Origin of the sequence: Lonepinella sp. MS14436 (genome assembly GCF_042470565.1) — a bacterium.
Lineage (GTDB): Bacteria > Pseudomonadota > Gammaproteobacteria > Enterobacterales > Pasteurellaceae > Lonepinella.
On record NZ_CP170385.1, the window covers coordinates 1,796,513 to 1,814,133 of the forward strand.

General features: G+C 38.8%; 15 protein-coding genes. 3 read left to right on the top strand and 12 right to left on the bottom strand.

Going from position 1 to position 17,621, the window contains the following annotated elements; all coding sequences use genetic code 11:
* The first annotated feature begins 21 nt into the window (after nt 1–21).
* Entirely contained in the window at nt 22–2,124 is a 2,103-nt protein-coding gene (locus O1Q81_RS08695) for a TonB-dependent siderophore receptor (RefSeq protein WP_386697119.1), read from the top strand.
* 91 nt (nt 2,125–2,215) lie between these two features.
* Here the strand turns inward: O1Q81_RS08695 and O1Q81_RS08700 are convergent, their stop codons facing one another.
* From O1Q81_RS08700 to pmbA, 8 genes are all read right to left on the bottom strand, one after another.
* Nucleotides 2,216–3,142: a DUF3298 domain-containing protein gene (locus tag O1Q81_RS08700; RefSeq protein WP_386694514.1), complete on the bottom strand. Its 927-nt coding sequence runs from the start codon at nt 3,140–3,142 to the stop codon at nt 2,216–2,218.
* A 53-nt stretch (nt 3,143–3,195) separates the two neighbouring features.
* A complete protein-coding gene (argS, locus tag O1Q81_RS08705) occupies nt 3,196–4,926 on the bottom strand; it encodes an arginine--tRNA ligase (RefSeq protein WP_386694516.1) in 1,731 nt (576 codons plus the stop codon).
* A gap of 201 nt (nt 4,927–5,127) precedes the next feature.
* On the bottom strand, nt 5,128–5,553 hold the full coding sequence (gene ndk / locus O1Q81_RS08710; protein WP_386687033.1) for a nucleoside-diphosphate kinase: 426 nt from the start codon (nt 5,551–5,553) through the stop codon (nt 5,128–5,130).
* A 10-nt stretch (nt 5,554–5,563) separates the two neighbouring features.
* Entirely contained in the window at nt 5,564–6,856 is a 1,293-nt protein-coding gene (gene pepB / locus O1Q81_RS08715; RefSeq protein ID WP_386697122.1) for an aminopeptidase PepB, read from the bottom strand.
* 9 nt (nt 6,857–6,865) lie between these two features.
* Nucleotides 6,866–7,429 (bottom strand): GTP pyrophosphokinase, encoded by a 564-nt coding sequence (locus tag O1Q81_RS08720; protein ID WP_386687037.1) that lies wholly within the window; start codon nt 7,427–7,429, stop codon nt 6,866–6,868.
* 17 nt (nt 7,430–7,446) lie between these two features.
* Nucleotides 7,447–8,595, bottom strand: coding sequence for a 5-methyltetrahydropteroyltriglutamate--homocysteine S-methyltransferase (locus O1Q81_RS08725; protein ID WP_386697124.1), 1,149 nt, complete (start codon nt 8,593–8,595; stop codon nt 7,447–7,449).
* Nucleotides 8,596–8,658: 63 nt separating this feature from the next.
* Nucleotides 8,659–9,198: a hypoxanthine phosphoribosyltransferase gene (hpt, locus tag O1Q81_RS08730; RefSeq protein ID WP_386697127.1), complete on the bottom strand. Its 540-nt coding sequence runs from the start codon at nt 9,196–9,198 to the stop codon at nt 8,659–8,661.
* A gap of 430 nt (nt 9,199–9,628) precedes the next feature.
* The gene (pmbA, locus tag O1Q81_RS08735) at nt 9,629–10,990 is read right to left on the bottom strand and encodes a metalloprotease PmbA (protein WP_386697129.1); all 1,362 of its coding nucleotides are present in this window, start codon (nt 10,988–10,990) and stop codon (nt 9,629–9,631) included.
* Between the two features lie 88 nt (nt 10,991–11,078).
* Between pmbA and yjgA the strand changes: the two genes are divergently transcribed.
* A complete protein-coding gene (yjgA, locus tag O1Q81_RS08740) occupies nt 11,079–11,612 on the top strand; it encodes a ribosome biogenesis factor YjgA (protein WP_386694532.1) in 534 nt (177 codons plus the stop codon).
* 33 nt (nt 11,613–11,645) lie between these two features.
* On the opposite strand, the gene O1Q81_RS08745 is transcribed toward yjgA, so the two are convergent.
* From O1Q81_RS08745 to zipA, 3 genes are all read right to left on the bottom strand, one after another.
* Nucleotides 11,646–12,956 (bottom strand): hemolysin family protein, encoded by a 1,311-nt coding sequence (locus tag O1Q81_RS08745; RefSeq protein WP_386694535.1) that lies wholly within the window; start codon nt 12,954–12,956, stop codon nt 11,646–11,648.
* A gap of 8 nt (nt 12,957–12,964) precedes the next feature.
* Nucleotides 12,965–14,983 carry an NAD-dependent DNA ligase LigA gene (gene ligA, locus O1Q81_RS08750; protein ID WP_386697132.1) on the bottom strand — a complete coding sequence of 673 codons (2,019 nt, stop codon included), beginning with the start codon at nt 14,981–14,983 and terminating at the stop codon, nt 12,965–12,967.
* Between the two features lie 83 nt (nt 14,984–15,066).
* A complete protein-coding gene (zipA, locus tag O1Q81_RS08755) occupies nt 15,067–16,071 on the bottom strand; it encodes a cell division protein ZipA (RefSeq protein WP_386697134.1) in 1,005 nt (334 codons plus the stop codon).
* Nucleotides 16,072–16,217: 146 nt separating this feature from the next.
* Here zipA and cysZ point away from each other — a divergent pair, with 146 nt between their 5' ends.
* Complete coding sequence (gene cysZ, locus O1Q81_RS08760) at nt 16,218–17,069, top strand: sulfate transporter CysZ (protein WP_386697137.1); 852 nt, start codon at nt 16,218–16,220, stop codon at nt 17,067–17,069.
* 18 nt (nt 17,070–17,087) lie between these two features.
* Here cysZ and pilW read toward each other — a convergent pair whose 3' ends face one another.
* The gene (pilW, locus tag O1Q81_RS08765; protein WP_386697139.1) at nt 17,088–17,609 is read right to left on the bottom strand and encodes a type IV pilus biogenesis/stability protein PilW; all 522 of its coding nucleotides are present in this window, start codon (nt 17,607–17,609) and stop codon (nt 17,088–17,090) included.
* Nucleotides 17,610–17,621: the final 12 nt, after the last annotated feature.

Genomic DNA, 17,621 nt, shown 5'->3' on the forward strand with positions numbered 1-17,621 from the left:
TAAAAAGGAAAGGAAAGTAAAATGAAAAAAACTTTTGTTTATTCAGCAGCTGCCCAATTAGTACTAATTGGTATGGCAGGTACTGCCATAGCGGCGGATCAAAAAACCGATCAACTGGATCAAATTGATGTGGTCACAGACGGCTCAATGTTCCGTATGGGCGAAGTGCCATTCCACCAAGCAAAATCGGCTGTGGCGGTGACTCGTGAACAACTTGACAGCCAAAATGTGGACAAAGTCGATGAAATCGCTCGCTATCAAGCAGGCTTCGCCAACCAAGTATTTGGTAACGACACCAATACCAACTGGTTTAGAGTGCGTGGGGCGGAAGTGTCGCAAGCGGTCAACGGCTTGCCAACCTTTAGTTACGGCTTTTTCACCCCTTATGTGGACAGCTTCGGTTTAGAAGCCATTGAAATCACTAAAGGGGCAGATTCCCAAACCTTTGGTGCCGCTAATGCTGGTGGTTTAATCAACTATGTGACCAAACGAGCTCACAAAGAAAATATCGGTCACGGCGAATTTAAAACCACCTTAGGTAGCCATAACCAATACGGCTTTGGTGCGGATTACACAGGTAAAATCAGCGATGATGAAAGTCTGCGTTATCGTGTGGTGGCAAGCTACTTAAATCGTGAGGGCGATTGGGAGGGGACGGAAAATGGCACGCTTTATATCGCCCCAACCTTGACGTGGGATATTAGCGACAAAACCCGTTTTACCTTATTAACTAGCTATCAGCGTGATCACGGTGTGCCGAGCTCCAACTTCTTACCACAAGAGGGAACCTTAGTGCCGTCACCAAACGGCTATATCAACCGTAATACCAACTTAGGCGATCCTGTTAATGATACGGAAACCAATCGCCAATACAGCGTGGGTTATGAATTTAGCCACGACTTTGGCAACGGTTTGAACTTTAATTCAAGCTATGCCTATCGCCATATTGATAATTTTCACCGTGGATCTTACGCTTATCCATCTGCTTATGATGCGAACTGGGCACCACTTGCACCAAGTGCAGTGGGTTATGCGTTAGCTCGTGGCGTGGTATTCAATGACGGTAAAGCTCTTTCCCATTCCACCAACAACTATGTGACGTGGAATTATGATAATAGCTGGTTAAAAAATACCTTAGTGGTAGGAACAGACTATCGTCACAACAAAGTCGATGCACTTTACACTTTATTCGGTGGCACAACTGCAACCAATGTATTTGCCCCGTCAACAGGTTGGAATCAAGCTCAAGATGTGAGTGCTGCACCGCACGTACAAATTAAATCTCGTCAATTAGGTTTCTATTTGCAAGATACTGCTCGTTTTGCAGAACATTATATTTTAGGCTTTGGTGTACGTCATGACCGTGCTAAACAAGATGAATATACCAGTGAGCAAACGGTGAAAAATAACCATACTTCATACAACGCATCATTTATGTATGAAGCACCGTTCGGGTTAAATCCATATTTCAGTTACAGCGAATCATTCAATTTGCCAGTGGGATTAAGTGGCAATCAAAGCCTTTACGATCCGAATATTACTCGCCAATATGAATTAGGCTTGAAATATTTACCAGAATGGTTAGATGGTTCAATTTCTTTGGCAGGTTTCCGTGCGAAAGATACAGGTGCATTAATTAGCAACGGTATTGGGGCAACGGTAAGCAGTGCTGATCCCATTTACCGTAAAGGATTTGAGCTGCAAGCCGATGTCAATCTCACGAAAAACTGGGCGGCGACTTTAGCTTATACCTACACCAAATCTGAATCCAAATCTCAAACCACTGGCGAAAAAACACGTCAACCATTGATTCCAACCAATGTTATCGCCGCAAAAACAACCTACAGCTTTGATAATGGAGTTTTAAATGGTTTAACGGTTGGGGCAGGTATTCGTTATATCGGTCATAGCGTGACAGCGAAAAACTATTCGCTTTACTCTCACGCCCGTGTACCATCAGCCACCGTGGTAGATTTAATGGCACGTTATGACATTACCAAAAACTGGAATGCTCAGGTGAACGTAGATAACGTGGGTAATCGCCGTTATGTGGCAGGTTGCGATACTTACTGCTATTACGGTGCAGAACGCCGTATTACGGGGAATTTGAGTTATAAATTCTAATTAAATTTACACCGCACTTTTCTCTGTGATCTGCCCCCCAAAAGTTGGGCTAATGATCTGAAACCAAGTGCGGTGTTTTTTTACTTAATTTTTACCATAAATAGGCTTTATTGGCGATCTCTTCAAGTTGTTGCCAATACACTTTTAAGGTAATCTCACCTTCGACAAAAGGTCCTATGGCATAAGGGGGATAAACAAAGCTCACGCCCTCAGGGGTAAAATAGAATTCTGTTGAAACATAGAAATCTTGTTTATTGGTGTAAAATGAACTTTCATCAGCTGTTTGATTATGTTCGGCATAACTTCCCCATAATAATTCTTTAAGTTTATCTTGATTTTGTTTGGCAACTAAATCATCTAAACTAATAATAGATTTTTTGTTGCTATCAATATTAATATAATGCGTCCAGCCATTACCATGTGCACCACCACTGAAAATATAAGTAGTTTGATAGAATGTTAATATATTTTGTCGTTGTCCTGCATAATTCATGCTGAGTGATAATTCATTACCAAAACTTTCGAAAGATTGACTGGAAGTTAAACCCTCTTGATAATAACTATCAAATAATTTCAATAAACGCTGTTTCGCTGATGAAATGGCATTAATTTCTTGTAATTTTTGTTTATCTTCTAATTCAGGTTGACCAATCATTTCATTGTATAGCAAATCGTCTAACCAAGCATAACCCGTTTCTACTGTACTTAGATGATAATCTATATAGCTATCCGTAATATCAATATCGTATTCTTCTTTGGTTGTTTTAGGATCGCGTTTAAATTCTTGTTTTTTTTCAAACAATGTTACGGGTTTAACATTTAATGTCGGAATTTCCGTTTGATATTTATTTGCCCCCTGTTGAATCGCCTTTAATTCAGACTGTGATTTCTCTAAATCAGCATTGAGTTGACTAATCGTTTGTTCTGCAGTCTGCAATTTTGTTTGCATTTCCTTATCTTCACAAGCAGAAAGAAGCAAAGTTGATGCAATAAGTAAAGTAATTAATGATTTTTTCATCGTATTTCTCCTTTGTTTAAAAAAAGCGAAACCAAAGATTTCGCCTAGATTAATTACATTTTTTCCACGGTTTTAATACCTAGCAAATCTAACCCTTGTTTTAAAATACGTTCAGTTAATTGAGCTAGTTTTAAACGGCTGAGTTTAATCTCTTGTGGTGCATTTAAAATTGGGCAATGTTCGTAGAAACTAGAGAATATGCCAGCTAATTCATATAAATAAGCACACAGAATATGTGGTGTGCCATCTTTAGTCACAATTTGTACGGCTTCTTCAAATTGTAATAATTTTATCGCCAACGCTCGTTCTTTATCTTCCGTTAAAACAATATGAGCATTAGCAAGTGCGGTGGAATCTGTATCCGTTTTATTAAAAATAGAACGAATACGCGTATAAGCATATTGCATATACGGTGCCGTGTTTCCTTCAAAACTGAGCATATTATCCCAATCAAAGACATAGTCTGTAGTGCGGTTTTTCGATAAATCAGCATATTTCACCGAACCAATCGCTACCGCTTCAATTACTGCGGCTTTTTCTTGCTCTGAAAGTGCGGTGGATTTTTCGTTAATTAATTTACTCGCACGTTCAACGGCTTCATCTAATAAATCGGCTAATTTTACTGTTCCGCCTGAACGTGTTTTAAATGGCTTGCCATCTTTGCCTAACATCATACCGAAATTTTCATGTTCAAGACTAAAACTATCTGGTACATAACCTGCTTTGCGAGTAATTAACCAAGCCTGTTGTAAATGTTGACTTTGGCGAGTATCGGTGAATACTAAAGCACGATCTGCTTGCAAGGTTTCATAACGATATTTAGCCGCAGCTATGTCCGTTGTGGTATAAAGAAAACCGCCATCTTTTTTCTGCACGATAACGCCCATTGGCTCACCATCTTTGTTTTTAAATTCGTCCAAGTAAACGACCAAAGCACCATCATCTTCTACGGCAAGTCCTTGAGCTTTTAAATCCGCAACAATTTCTGGCAACATTGGATTATATAAGCTCTCCCCCATGACATCTTGTTCGCTCAAGGTAACATTTAAGCGATTATAATTTAATTGGTTTTGCGACATCGTCATATCCACCAATTTTTTCCACATGGTTAAGCAATAACGATCACCACTTTGCAATTTCACCACATATTGACGTGCTTTTTCTGCAAACACTTCATCACTATCATAATTCTCTTTGGCGGCACGATAAAAAGCCTCTAAATCGCTTAATTCCATTTCACTCGCCTGTTCATTTTCCATTTTTTCTAGGTAAGCAATCAACATACCAAATTGAGTACCCCAGTCACCAACGTGATTAGCCCGAATCACTTTGTTACCCATAAATTCTAAGGCTCGAGCTACTGCATCACCAATAATAGTTGAACGTAAATGTCCAACGTGCATTTCTTTGGCTACATTTGGAGAAGAATAATCCAGCACAACAGTTTGTGGATTGTTTGTTTTTATCCCAAAATTCACCGCACTTAATGCTTTTTCTACGTTATCGGCTAACCATTCTTTGGCTAAGAAAATATTAATAAATCCCGGACCTGCAATTTCTAATTTTTCTGCAATACCATTTAATTCCACCCGTTCTAATACTTTTTGTGCAAATTCACGGGGATTTAAACCTAATTTTTTTGCTACTCCCATAATACCATTCGCTTGATAATCACCGAACTGTGGTTTACCCGATTGGCGTACGGCTGGCTCTGGATTATTTTCAGCCCCAGCCAGAATCATTGCGTGTTGAATTTTGTCGGATAAAAGAGTTTGAATATTCACGTTTTGATACCTATAAAATAAATTAATATAATTAATCGGTTATGATACCGTTGTTTACGGTTTTAGAAAAGAAACATTATAAATTAAAAGTCAATTTGTTGTATATGGATAACTAAAAAATGGTTTAAAGCCTTATATTAATTGGCTTTAAACCACTCCTAGTATGTAACTTTTATCTACTACGCCCAACAAATCTAACTGCTAACGTTCACAAATCTCCGATTCAACAAAGAAATACGCAATTTCTCTGGCAGCACTTTCTGGACTATCCGAACCATGCACTGAATTGCGAGTTTTACTTTCGGCAAAATCACGGCGAATTGTTCCCTCTGCCTGCATTTCAGGGTTGGTTGCCCCAATTAAAGTGCGGTAATCTTGAATGGCATTTTGCTTTTCTAAAACAGAAACGACCACTGGAGCTGAAATCATATATTCCACTAATCCAGCAAAAAAAGGTTTGCCTTGATGTTCTGCGTAAAATCCCTCCGCTTGTGGCTGAGTTAAGTGTAACATTTTAGTTGCTACCACTTGAAAACCTGCATCTTCAAAGCGACTCAAAATCTTACCGATTAAATTACGCTCTACTGCATCTGGTTTAATAATTGATAACGTACGTTCCAATCCCATTTTATACTCCCTATTTTGCTCTGGTTAACAATAAATTTGCTAAAGTTTGTACACCGATGCCTGTTGCACCAGTTGCCCAAAGATCACTACTAGATTTGCGATAAGTTGCAGAACAATCTAGGTGTAACCAATGTTGTTGATAATTTTCAACAAAATGAGATAAAAATGCTGTCGCCGTGCTGGCTCCTGCACTCACAGCTAACGAACCCGAATTGGCAATATCCGCAAAAGCAGAAGAAATTTGGCTACGATGTAATTCTGCAAAAGGTAAACGCCAAAATGGTTCTTGTGCTTGTTGAGCCGATTGTAATAAATCCGCCACTAATTGATCGTCCATTGAAAGCACAGAATGATAGTCATTGCCTACAGCGACTTTCGCTGCACCAGTCAGCGTTGCTGCATCAATAATAAATTGTGGATTTTGTGCATCTGCTTCAATTAGCCCATCGGCTAACACTAAACGCCCTTCCGCATCGGTATTTAGCACTTCCACTGTTACACCATTTTTATAGGTAATAATATCATTAAGTTTAAACGCATTACTGCTAATCATGTTTTCAGCACAGCATAAATATAATTTAACCCGAGCATTTAAGCCTTGAGCAATCGCCAACCCCAATGCTCCCGTTAATAAAGCAGCACCGCCCATATCGGCTTTCATGCTTTCCATACTGTTGCTTGGTTTTAAGCTATACCCCCCCGTATCAAAGGTAATGCCTTTGCCTACTAAACAGGCTAAAACTGGTGCATTCTTATCGCCCGTTGGATTAAAGTCTAATTGGAGCATAACAGGTGCGTTGGCAGAGCCTTTTCCTACTGTCCAGATGCCATGATAGCCTTTCGCTTGTAAATCTTGCCCTTTGATAATTTGATAATTTAATTCACCATCTTGCCAATCTTCAGCTTGTTGTTGAATGAATTGTACCGCACGATTTACCAACACTTCTGGAGTTAATACATCTGATGGTAAATTAATGATTTCACGAACAAAATCACCACTTTCAATTAGCTCAAGTAATTTTTCATTTTCCGTTTCATCTAACTCAGGAAAATCTATCTCAAAATCTTGTTTAGCTGTATAAAACCCTTGATAAAATGCCCAACAACTATCTGCATTCCAATTTTCGCCGATTAATTCCGCTTGCTTAATACCTTGTCCACGCAGCTTACGTGCGGCTTTTTGGATTAAAGTGCGGTCAAAATTTTCAGAAAAATGAACAATGGCTTGATTTTGCTGAAAAGTTAAAAACGCTTTTTTGCCCCAAACTTCATCAGGGGCTTGATGTGAAAGTAAAACTTGCATAATTTATCCTTAAAAATTCACAAAATTTCGTTTATATTTACGATGGCTTTGAATATTACGTTCCGCATCTTTACGATCCCAAATCTGCAGTTCCCATGGATAATAAAAATTACTCGAATTTTTGAAATAAATATGAATCCCCACATACTCATCTTTATCTCGTAAGTACCAGTTTTTTAATCCATATTTTTCTTTCCATTCATCTAATTTATTCATGACTTGGGTAATATCTTCCGTACTGACAATCATTCTTGCTCCAAAAATATCATTCATAATACTATTTACTGGAAAGCCTTCGCTACGTTGTTGAAACCGTTCAATTTTATGTAAAATAGATTCCGATGTTTTGACACGATAAAAATAGGAAATATCCGTTAAATCAGCACGATACAAATAATCATTAATGGCTTCGTGCAGATTTAAACGATAGGCTAATATATGCTCTACAGGCACTTTCGCAAGTGTATGTTTTAAATTCACCTTTTGAATTTTCCCTGTTTCAAAATAGTCTTGTGAAAAAGCTAAATGTACCTTATTAATTTCATCAATTAAGCGTTCTATTTTTTCGAGCATATATTTTCCCTACCTAACTACTCGCCCCAAACTTCTTGCACAATATCACGAATAAATTCTAACTTCGCCCATTGTTGCTGTTCGGTCAGAATATTACCTTCTTCCGTTGATGCAAAACCACATTGCGGACTTAAACATAGTTGATTGATGTCCACATATTGAGTGGCTTCTTTGATGCGAGCAATAATATCATCACGATTTTCAAGTGTACCGTCTTTAGACGTAATTAACCCTAACACCACTTGTTGATCTTTGATAAAGCGTAATGGTTTGAAATCTCCCGCACGATCGCTATCATACTCAAGGAAGAAACCATCTACACGGCAAGTACCAAACAAGGTTTCTGCGACAGGTTCATAACCACCAGCCGAGAACCAAGTGGAACGGAAATTGCCACGACAAATGTGCATGGTAATTGCAATATCATCAGCAGGTTTAGCATCCACAATTTTATTTATCATATAGACATAATCTTTGGCAATTTGGTCTAAATCAAAACCACGCTGTTTATAGGCGGCTCGTTTATCTTCCGCACAAAATTCGCCCCAGCTCGTGTCATCTAATTGTAAATTACGACAACCTAATTTGTAGAAAATCTGCATCGCTTTAATATAAGCGTTAGCAATATCGTCTAATAAAAGTTGGTTGTTGTTTTCATAACGTGGAATTGCCACATAATCGGTCGCACGTACATTGGTGATTAAATGCAGCATTGACGGTGATGGAATGGTAAATTTCACTTCTTGACCGTTAGCAATTTGATTAACAGAACGGAAATGTTCGACAAACGGGTGGCTTTCAGAAAAATCGACTTTATCCACAATTTTTAAGGTTTTCGGGCGAACATTATCATGTTTAAATTGTACCGAAAATTTTTCAGCATCAACTTCTTCCACACCGTCTAAACCCGCTAAAAAATCTAAATGCCAAAACGTACGGCGAAATTCGCCGTCTGTTACTGCATGTAATCCCACACTTTTTTGATGTTCCACTAATTTAGCAATTTCTTTATCTTCAACTTTAGCTAACTCCGCACAAGAAATATCACCACAACTACATTGTTGGCGAGCTTGCTTAATTTCATCAGAACGTAAAAAACTGCCGACAATATCAAAACGATAAGGGGCTTTAGTACGTAAAGTTGCTGTTGGGAATAATTTACTCATCTGTTTTCCTTTCTTTTTATGATTATTTAAATTTAACAAAAAATACACCGCACTTTAGCTGGCTTATTCTTCTAATATCACTTTACCGATAAAACTTAAATTACGATAACGTTGAGCATAGTCAATACCATAACCGATAACAAACTCATTCGGAATGGCAAATCCCACCCATTCTACTGGCACGTCGACTTCACGGCGTGATGGTTTATCTAATAAGGTGCAAATGGCAAGACTGGCTGGATCGCGGAGTTCTAGGATTTTGCGGACTTTTTCGAGCGTGTAACCTGAATCAATAATATCTTCCACAATTAACACGTGTTCGCCCTTAATATCACCATTTAAATCTTGGGTAATTTTTACATCATGATTGGTACTCATGCCGATACCATAACTTGATGTGGTCATAAATTCTACTTCGAGCGGTAAGTCAATTTTACGTACTAAATCTGCCATAAACATAAATGAGCCACGTAATAAACCGACTACAATCAATTTATCCACTTTCTTTTGTTGATAAAAAGCGGTAATTTCCGCACCGAGCTGATCAATTTTAGCAAGCACATCTTGCTCTGAAATCAGGACTTCAACATGATGTTTTTTCATAACGGTTTCTCTGTATAAAAATATGGAAACGACTATATCATAATAAGGAAAAATACAAAATAAAAAAGACGGAAAAGAGCCTAGCACTTGCGTACTAGGCTACGTATGGTCACGCCACTCCGTGGCTTTTCCTTTCAGATGCGGAGCATCGTTACCATGCTTAACCCTGTACGCCAGTACAGGGATAAATAACATACACACTTCGTTACGCCACTCCGTGGCTTTTTCTTTCAGATGCAGAGCATCGTTACCATGCTTAACCCTGTACGCTAGTGCAGGGATAAAAAAAGACCGAAGTGACAACACTTCGGTCTTAAACCCTAACGAATTTACTTTCTACTCTACCTGTTTAGCTACCTATGTCTTAACAGATGTGTGTATATTAATATATAAAATAATCTCTGTCAATAAGAATTATTATCATTTTTAATTAATTTCCAGAAATTTTCATTTCTTCCAATAAAATTGAGCCAGTTTGAATATTGGAACGGGTTTCAATGTCATCACCCACCGCCATCAAATGCTCAAACATCTGTTTTAAATTGCCCGCAATGGTGATTTCTGAAACGGGATATTGAATTTCACCATTTTCCACCCAAAAGCCCGATGCACCACGAGAATAATCCCCCGTTACCATATTCACACTCTGCCCCATTAAATCAGTCACTAACAAGCCTGTTCCCATTTGGTTTAAAAGTGCGGTTAAATTTCCTTGAGAATTTGGTTTAACCAACCAATTATGAATACCGCCTGCATGTCCCGTGCTTTGCATAGCTAATTTTTTACCGCTGTAACTGGTTAATAAATAAGTTTGCAAAATACCGTCTTGAATAATCTCCAAATCTTGCGTTCTCACGCCCTCGCTATCAAACGGTGTAGAAGCTAAACCACTTAACAAATGCGGACGTTCGCTAATTTGAAACCAATCAGGCAAAACTTTTTGTCCAAGTTTATCTAACAAAAAGCTGTTTTTGCGATATAGACTGCCACCACTAATAGCAGTCGCTAAATGCCCAATTAACCCTGTTGCGACATCATTAAGAAAAATCACAGGTGCCGTTTGGGTTGCAATTTTTTGCGGTCGTAAACGAGCAATGGCTTTCTTCGCTGAATTTTGCCCTACCCATTCAGGTGCAGCTAACTCATTCGCTTTACGAGAAATCGTGTATTCGTAATCACTTTCTAATAAATCATCAACACCACCCAATACTGAGCAAGACAACGAATAACGGCTCGATAAATGACTTTGCAACATACCATGGCTATTCCCATACACGCGAACTCCCGTATGGGAATTAAAAGCCGCACCATTACTGTTGACAATCCGCCGATCATATTGCAAAGCGGCGGTTTCCGCTTGTAAGGCTAATTCCACTGCCCGATCTACATCAATGTCAGTGGGGTGATATAAATCTAAATCAGGTGCATTAAATGCCATTAAGGCTTTATCGGCTAAACCCGCACAATCATCGGGAGAAGTATATTTGGCTATCGCTAATGCCGCATCAACAGCCGCTTTAATGGCTGGCTGGCTTAAATCCGATGTGGATGCGTTACCTTTTTGTTGCCCTAAATACACCGAAATGCCCAAGGCTCCGTCATTATTAAATTCTACGTTTTCGACTTCCTGCAACCGAGTAGAAACCGAAAGCCCACTGACTTTGGTCACCGCCACTTCCGCTGTTGCCCCTGCTTTTTGAGCCAACTCGACCGCATAACTCACCGCCGCACGTAATTCTTGTTCTTGCTGTTTTAAAAGTGCGGTGGAATTTTCCGTATTTTTTTCTGGCATGCTGCTCTTTTCCTTATTATTTATAAATTTGTCGCATTTTAGCTTATTTGCTACAATGTAGCAAAATATCAATAAGAAAGGATAGGAAATGAAAAAACGGGGCAAAAAGCCAGAATTAGATTGGACAGATGAGCAAGAAGAAATTATCTGGGTCAGCAAAAGTGAAATTAAACGTGATGCGGAAGATTTAAAAAAATTAGGCTCAAAATTAGTGGAATTAACCCCAGCAAATTTAGCCAAAGTACCGATTGATGAAACCTTGTTAGACGCTATTCATTTGGCTCGCCGTTCAGTCAAGGAAGCTAAACGCCGTCAATTACAATTTATCGGCAAATTATTACGCTCAATGGACATAGATCCTATTCAGGAAGCCTTAGATAAAATCGAGAATAAACATAATCAACAGCAAGCCATGCTGCATAAAATAGAACATTTACGTGATGATTTAGTAGAAAAAGGTGATGATGAACTGGCACAATTCTTTGACCAACACCCCGATGCTGATCGTCAACATTTACGCAATCTTATCCGTTCCGCTCAAAAAGAAAAAGAACAAAATAAACCGCCGAAAGCGTATCGAGAAATTTATCAGTATTTGAAAGAATTGATGTTGGAAAATTAAAAAACAAGGCACTTAATCCAGTGCCTTTCATCGCTAATTCGTAGCAGAACTCTCTTGCAAATCCTTACGCAATGACACTAACAACTGATCGATTTTAAAGTTTTCCGTATCGATAATTTCAAATTTATATTTGTCATATAATACAGAATCCGTTTTCTTCGGAATTTTCCGCAACATATACATCATAAACCCACCAATCGTTTCGTAATTTTCATCTGCGGGAAATGATGCTATATCCAATGCTCGCATCACATCTTCTAACGGCGTAATGCCATCAATTAACCAAGAATGTTCATCTCGCTGTACGATTTGTTCTTCTTCGCTAGAAACTAATTCTCCCATAACAATGCTCATCACATCATTTAAGGTAACAATCCCAACCACTAACGCATATTCATTAACAATAATTGCAAAATCTTCGCCCATTGATTTAAACAATTCTAACACTTCATACAGGGACAATGTATCAGGTACAAACAAGGGTTTACGTAATAATTTGGGATCTGTTAAAGAAACTTGATGATCGGTTAAATACAACGTCAGCAAAGTATGCGATTCCACATAGCCTAAAATTTTATCTAATCCACCATCACAAATCAGTAATTTGGAATGAGCATTTTGGCTGAGGGTATTTAATACCTCTTTTTGATTAAAACTGCGGTCTAAAAAAACAATATTTTCACGGGTTGTCATGGTTGATGTTACCGTGCGAGCTTGCATATCGAAAATATTCTCAATTAAATATTGCTCCTGTGCTTTTAACACCCCTGATTCAGCTCCCGCTTCCACTAAAGCCACAATATCTTCAGAAGTCATATTATCTTCACGCACGGTAGAAATTCGTAACAAACGAAAAATGGCATTCGCTAAGGCATCAAAAATCAAGACGAGAGGTTTAAAAATAAAAATACAAACTCGCATCACCCCAACGGTTTTCATGGCAATTTGTTCTGGATAACTCATGGCAAGCCGTTTGGGTATCAGATCTGCGACTAAAATAAAAGCGATGGTCACTACACTAAATGCAATCCAAGAAGAAACGCTTTCGACCCATTCAGCCTGTGTATATAGGCTAAGGACTTTCACAAAATAAGGATTAAGAGAACTCTCCCCGACCATACCGCCTAAAATTGCCACCATATTTAAGCCAATTTGCACGACAGTAATAAAACGCCCCGGTTTTTCTTGCAGTTGTAATACTTGCATGGCTCTTAAATCACCCTCATTGGCAAGCACTTGTAACTTCACTTTTCTCGCCCCAGCAAGAGAAATTTCTGCCGAAGAAATCACCGCACTGATTATAATCAACAATAAAATGATTAAAATTGCTTCAAATAATTCCATAACATATCCTATTTATATTGTTGAACAAAATCCAAAAACCACTGTTCGTCCCAAATTTGAACACCTAATTGTTGGGCTTTGGTTAGTTTTGATCCTGCTGAATCGCCTGCAATCACAATATCGGTTTTTGCTGATACACTACCGCTCACTTTCGCCCCGAAAGATTGTAATAACGCTTTGGCATCATTGCGTCCCATTTGAGTTAAGGTTCCCGTTAATACCACGGTTTTACCGTTTAACGGATTTTCACCAATGTCTTTTTCTTCCACATCGTCCCAATGGACACCTTGTGCGATTAAATCATTCACTACGTCCAAGTTATGTTGTTCACGCCAAAACACATAAATCCGATTTGCCACAACGATGCCCACATCTGGTACGGCTTGTAATTGTTCTAAATCTGCTTGTTGAAGTGCGGTGAGATTTTTGAAATATTTGGCTAAATTCAATGCGGTGGCTTCGCCCACGTCCCGAATACCTAGGGCAAAAATAAAGCGTGCCAAGGTGGTTGACTTGGCTTTTTCTAGGCTATCCAACGCATTTTGAGCGGATTTTTGTCCCATACGTTCTAATCGCATTAAGGTGAAAAGATCCAATTTAAATAAATCTGCTGGCGTATGAATAAACTCTCGATCCACTAACTGCTCAATCAGCTTTGCTCCCACGCCGTCAATATCCATGGCTTTGCGAGAAACAAAATGTTTCAAAGATTCCTTACGTTGTGCATCACAAAATAATCCACCAGTACAACGAGCGACTGCTTCGCCCTCAATTCGCACCACTTGCGAACCACATACTGGGCATTGTGTTGGAAAAATAATCGATTCTGCATTGGCTGGACGGCGATCATGTACCACACCAATAATCTGTGGAATCACATCACCTGCACGGCGGATAATCACGGTATCACCAATGGCAATATCAAGACGTGCAATTTCATCGCCATTATGCAAGGTCGCATTACTCACCGTTACGCCAGCCACGAAAACAGGTTGCAATTTTGCCACAGGCGTAATTGCACCTGTTCGTCCTACCTGAAATTCCACATCTTTTAGTATCGTCATTTCTTCCTGTGCAGGAAATTTATACGCAATCGCCCAACGTGGTGCTTTAGAAATAAAGCCAAGTTCCTGCTGTAACGCAATATCGTTAATTTTTAACACTGTACCATCAATATCATAACCTAAAGTTGGACGTTTTTGTTGAATAGTGTGGTAGAAATTCAACACATTTTCTACCCCATCACAAAGCTGAATCTCCGCATTCACTGGAATACCAATAGATTTAAGCCATTGCAAACGTCCATAATGGGTTTCGGGTAAATCCACCCCTTCGGCAATCCCAATACTATAAGCATTCAGCATTAATGGACGTTGGCTAGTAATTTTCGGATCGAGTTGACGCAACGAGCCAGCAGCAGCATTACGTGGATTAGCAAAGGTTTTCTCCCCTTTGGCTAAGGCTAATTCATTTAATTTTTCAAAGCCCGCTTGTGGCATAAACACTTCACCACGCACTTCTAAACGAGTAGGCGGATAGTCAGTTAATAATTGTAACGGAATATTGCGAATAGTACGAATATTGGCAGTAATATCTTCTCCCGTGCTGCCATCGCCCCTTGTTGCCGCTTGGGTAAGGGCACCATTGACATACAAAATACTCACTGCTAAACCGTCTAATTTTGGTTCACAACAAAATTCAAGCGTTTCTGGCAATAACACCAAACGATCTTGAATACGTTTTACAAAAGCATAAAATTCTTCATCGGAAAACGCATTATCTAGGGATAACATGGGAATTTCATGGGTAATTTGGCTAAACCCCGATAATGGTTTTGCCCCGACACGCTGGGTTGGCGAATTGGCGGTGATGAATTCGGGATATTGTTGTTCTAAGGTTTTTAATTGATGAAATAAACGATCATATTCGCTGTCTGGAATTTTCGGTTCATCAAGCACGTGATATTGATATTCGTGATAACGCAATGTTTCACGCAACTGATTAATTTGTTTGGCTATATCCGTCATTTTATTTTTCTTTTCTAAAATTATTAACAAAATAAACCGCACTTTGAACGCTCAACAGTGCGGTTTTCAATAGACAATTTTCGCTACACGCGATCTAAATAATCTTGTTCTTGCTTGTCATCAAAAATAGCTTGTTGATCGGTCAACACAAAACCATTTAATTCTTCAGCTAAATTTTTTGCGGCTTGAATCATCATTTTTAGATTGGCTTTGTCATTTCCAACCTGTGACGGTACTTGCATAAATAGGGCAAGACCCAGTGTAGAAAATTCATTCATGGCATAAGGGTTAAATGTACCGGGTTGTTCAATATTGGCTACACTAAACATCACTGGACTTGCCACCGTATCAACATGGCGATGATACAAATTATCTTTGCCTAAAATAAACCCTAAATTATCCAACGATTGAGCAATAGAAAGCCCTAAAAATTGACGATTTTCTGGTGCCACCACATATAACAAAATAAAATCTGTTGGCTGCGATGCCTGTGTAACTGGTTCTTGTCCTGTTTGTTCGTTTTCGGTTTTATTTTCAATCGGCTGTTGTAATTTAGGTTCAGAAATCGGTGAACTTGCTTGTTGTAACTGTACTCGCAATTCGGGCGATGACATATCGACTTGAGCTTCCGTCCCTGCATAATCTACCGCATCGGCTAAAGTATATTCTGCCATATTCTCTTTAGGCTGCTTTGGTTCTGGTCGATATTCATAATAGACTTGCTCTGATTCTGGTTGAGTAGCTCCAGATTCAGGTAAAGTAATTTTGATCTGCTCCACTGCATTCGCTTGCACTGGTGCTGTGACTGGAATATCCGTTTGAATCGGCTCAGGTTGTGGAATATTCATTTGCGTATTTTCCACTGGCTGACTTGCTATCGGTTGGCGTTGCTGAATTGGCGTAACGGGTACTTGAGCATAATCAGTCGGGGACTGTTCTGGTTTCCGTTGAATATGCTGACTACGATTAAAGCTATTCGCATTATTAAAATATTGCGATTTTTCACGGCGATTAGACCAGATACCATGAGCGACTAAACCGATTAATGCGAGAATACCTAAAATAATTAAAATTGTATTGAGATCCATTGCAATATGTCCTATTTCAAACGACCAGAAATATTTGTTAGCTTACCATATTTATTCACATTATGGATCTTGAAATTTGCATTTTTTGACCGCACTTTGTATTCTATTCACCGTTTTATACTAAAGTTATCCAACTAGGAAAAATAATGATTGAAGAAAAAGAAATCAAGTCAGGGTTTCATTACTTTGTTATGGGCTGGCATTTAATTACGCAAAAAGGACTACGCCGTTTTGTCGTGATGCCAATCTTACTCAATGTGGTATTAATGGTGGGACTAAGTTGGTTATTTATCAGCCAAATCAACCATATAATTGAATGGGTAATGGGCTTTCTGCCAGCATGGTTAGATTGGCTCAGTTCCGTGATGTTTATCATGTCATTAGTGATGATAGTTATCGTTTTTTACTTTTCATTTACCATGCTATCAGGCTTTATTGCCGCCCCTTTTAACGGTTTACTAGCAGAAAAAGTCGAAAAAATGCTGACTGGAGAGAGCCTAGCAGATATGACTATCATGGATTTTATTAAAGATATTCCACGTATGTTAGCTCGAGAATGGCAAAAACTGGTATATAGTTTACCGATTTATATCGTTTTGTTTTTACTCGGTTTTATACCTATGCTAGGGCAATCTGTAATACCCGTGTTAGCTTTTGCTTTTACCGCATGGATGATGGCAATTCAATATTGTGACTATCCGTTTGATAACCACAAAATTTCATTCCATACCATGCGAGTTAAACTCAAAGATAACCGTTGGCAAAGTCTAACCTTTGGCGGATTAATCAGCTTGTGCATGTTAGTTCCTGTGGTGAACTTAGTCGTCATTCCTGTTGCAGTTTGTGGTGCAACTACCATGTGGGTAGAAACTTACCGTAAAGCCTTGTATGGTAATGCAAAAAATCAAGGAAATTCTACCGCAGTTTTAACTGATGTTGGACAAGCGACAAATACAGATATTGATTTACGCAATAATCAGGATATTGTTTCTCGATAATGTTAGGGTGAAGAATAGTTATCTTAATTTCTTCGCCCTTTCAGGATCTGCTTTTTCTAACGCTATTTTACTTTGTTGATAAACCGCCTGATTATTTTCCGATAAAGCACACAAGGCTTTATTTTCATAACTATCTGCTTGACGATAATAATTCGGGCTTGCCACTGCTAAATCAAATTGCTGATAAGCAGCTTGGAACTCCCATTGCGAACAAAGAAATGTACCATAATTATTATGCACATCGCCTTGTTTATCATCTAGTTTAATGGCTTTCAAATAAGATTCACGGGCTTGTGTAATATTGCCTTGTTGTTGGTAAAAATAAGCAAAGGCGGAATGAACCAAATAGTAATCAGGGGCATAACTCAAGGCTTTATCCAGATTTTGTTTAGCTTGTTCCCAATCTTGCTGGGATAAATAACCCAGTGCGAGTTCTACTCGAGCTTTGGCGGCTGGCTTTTGATCAAAATCTATTTCAGCATTTTGCGAAACGCAAGCAGTTAAAAAAAGAATAAGTATAAAGTGCGGTATAAATTTCATAAATTTTTCCCC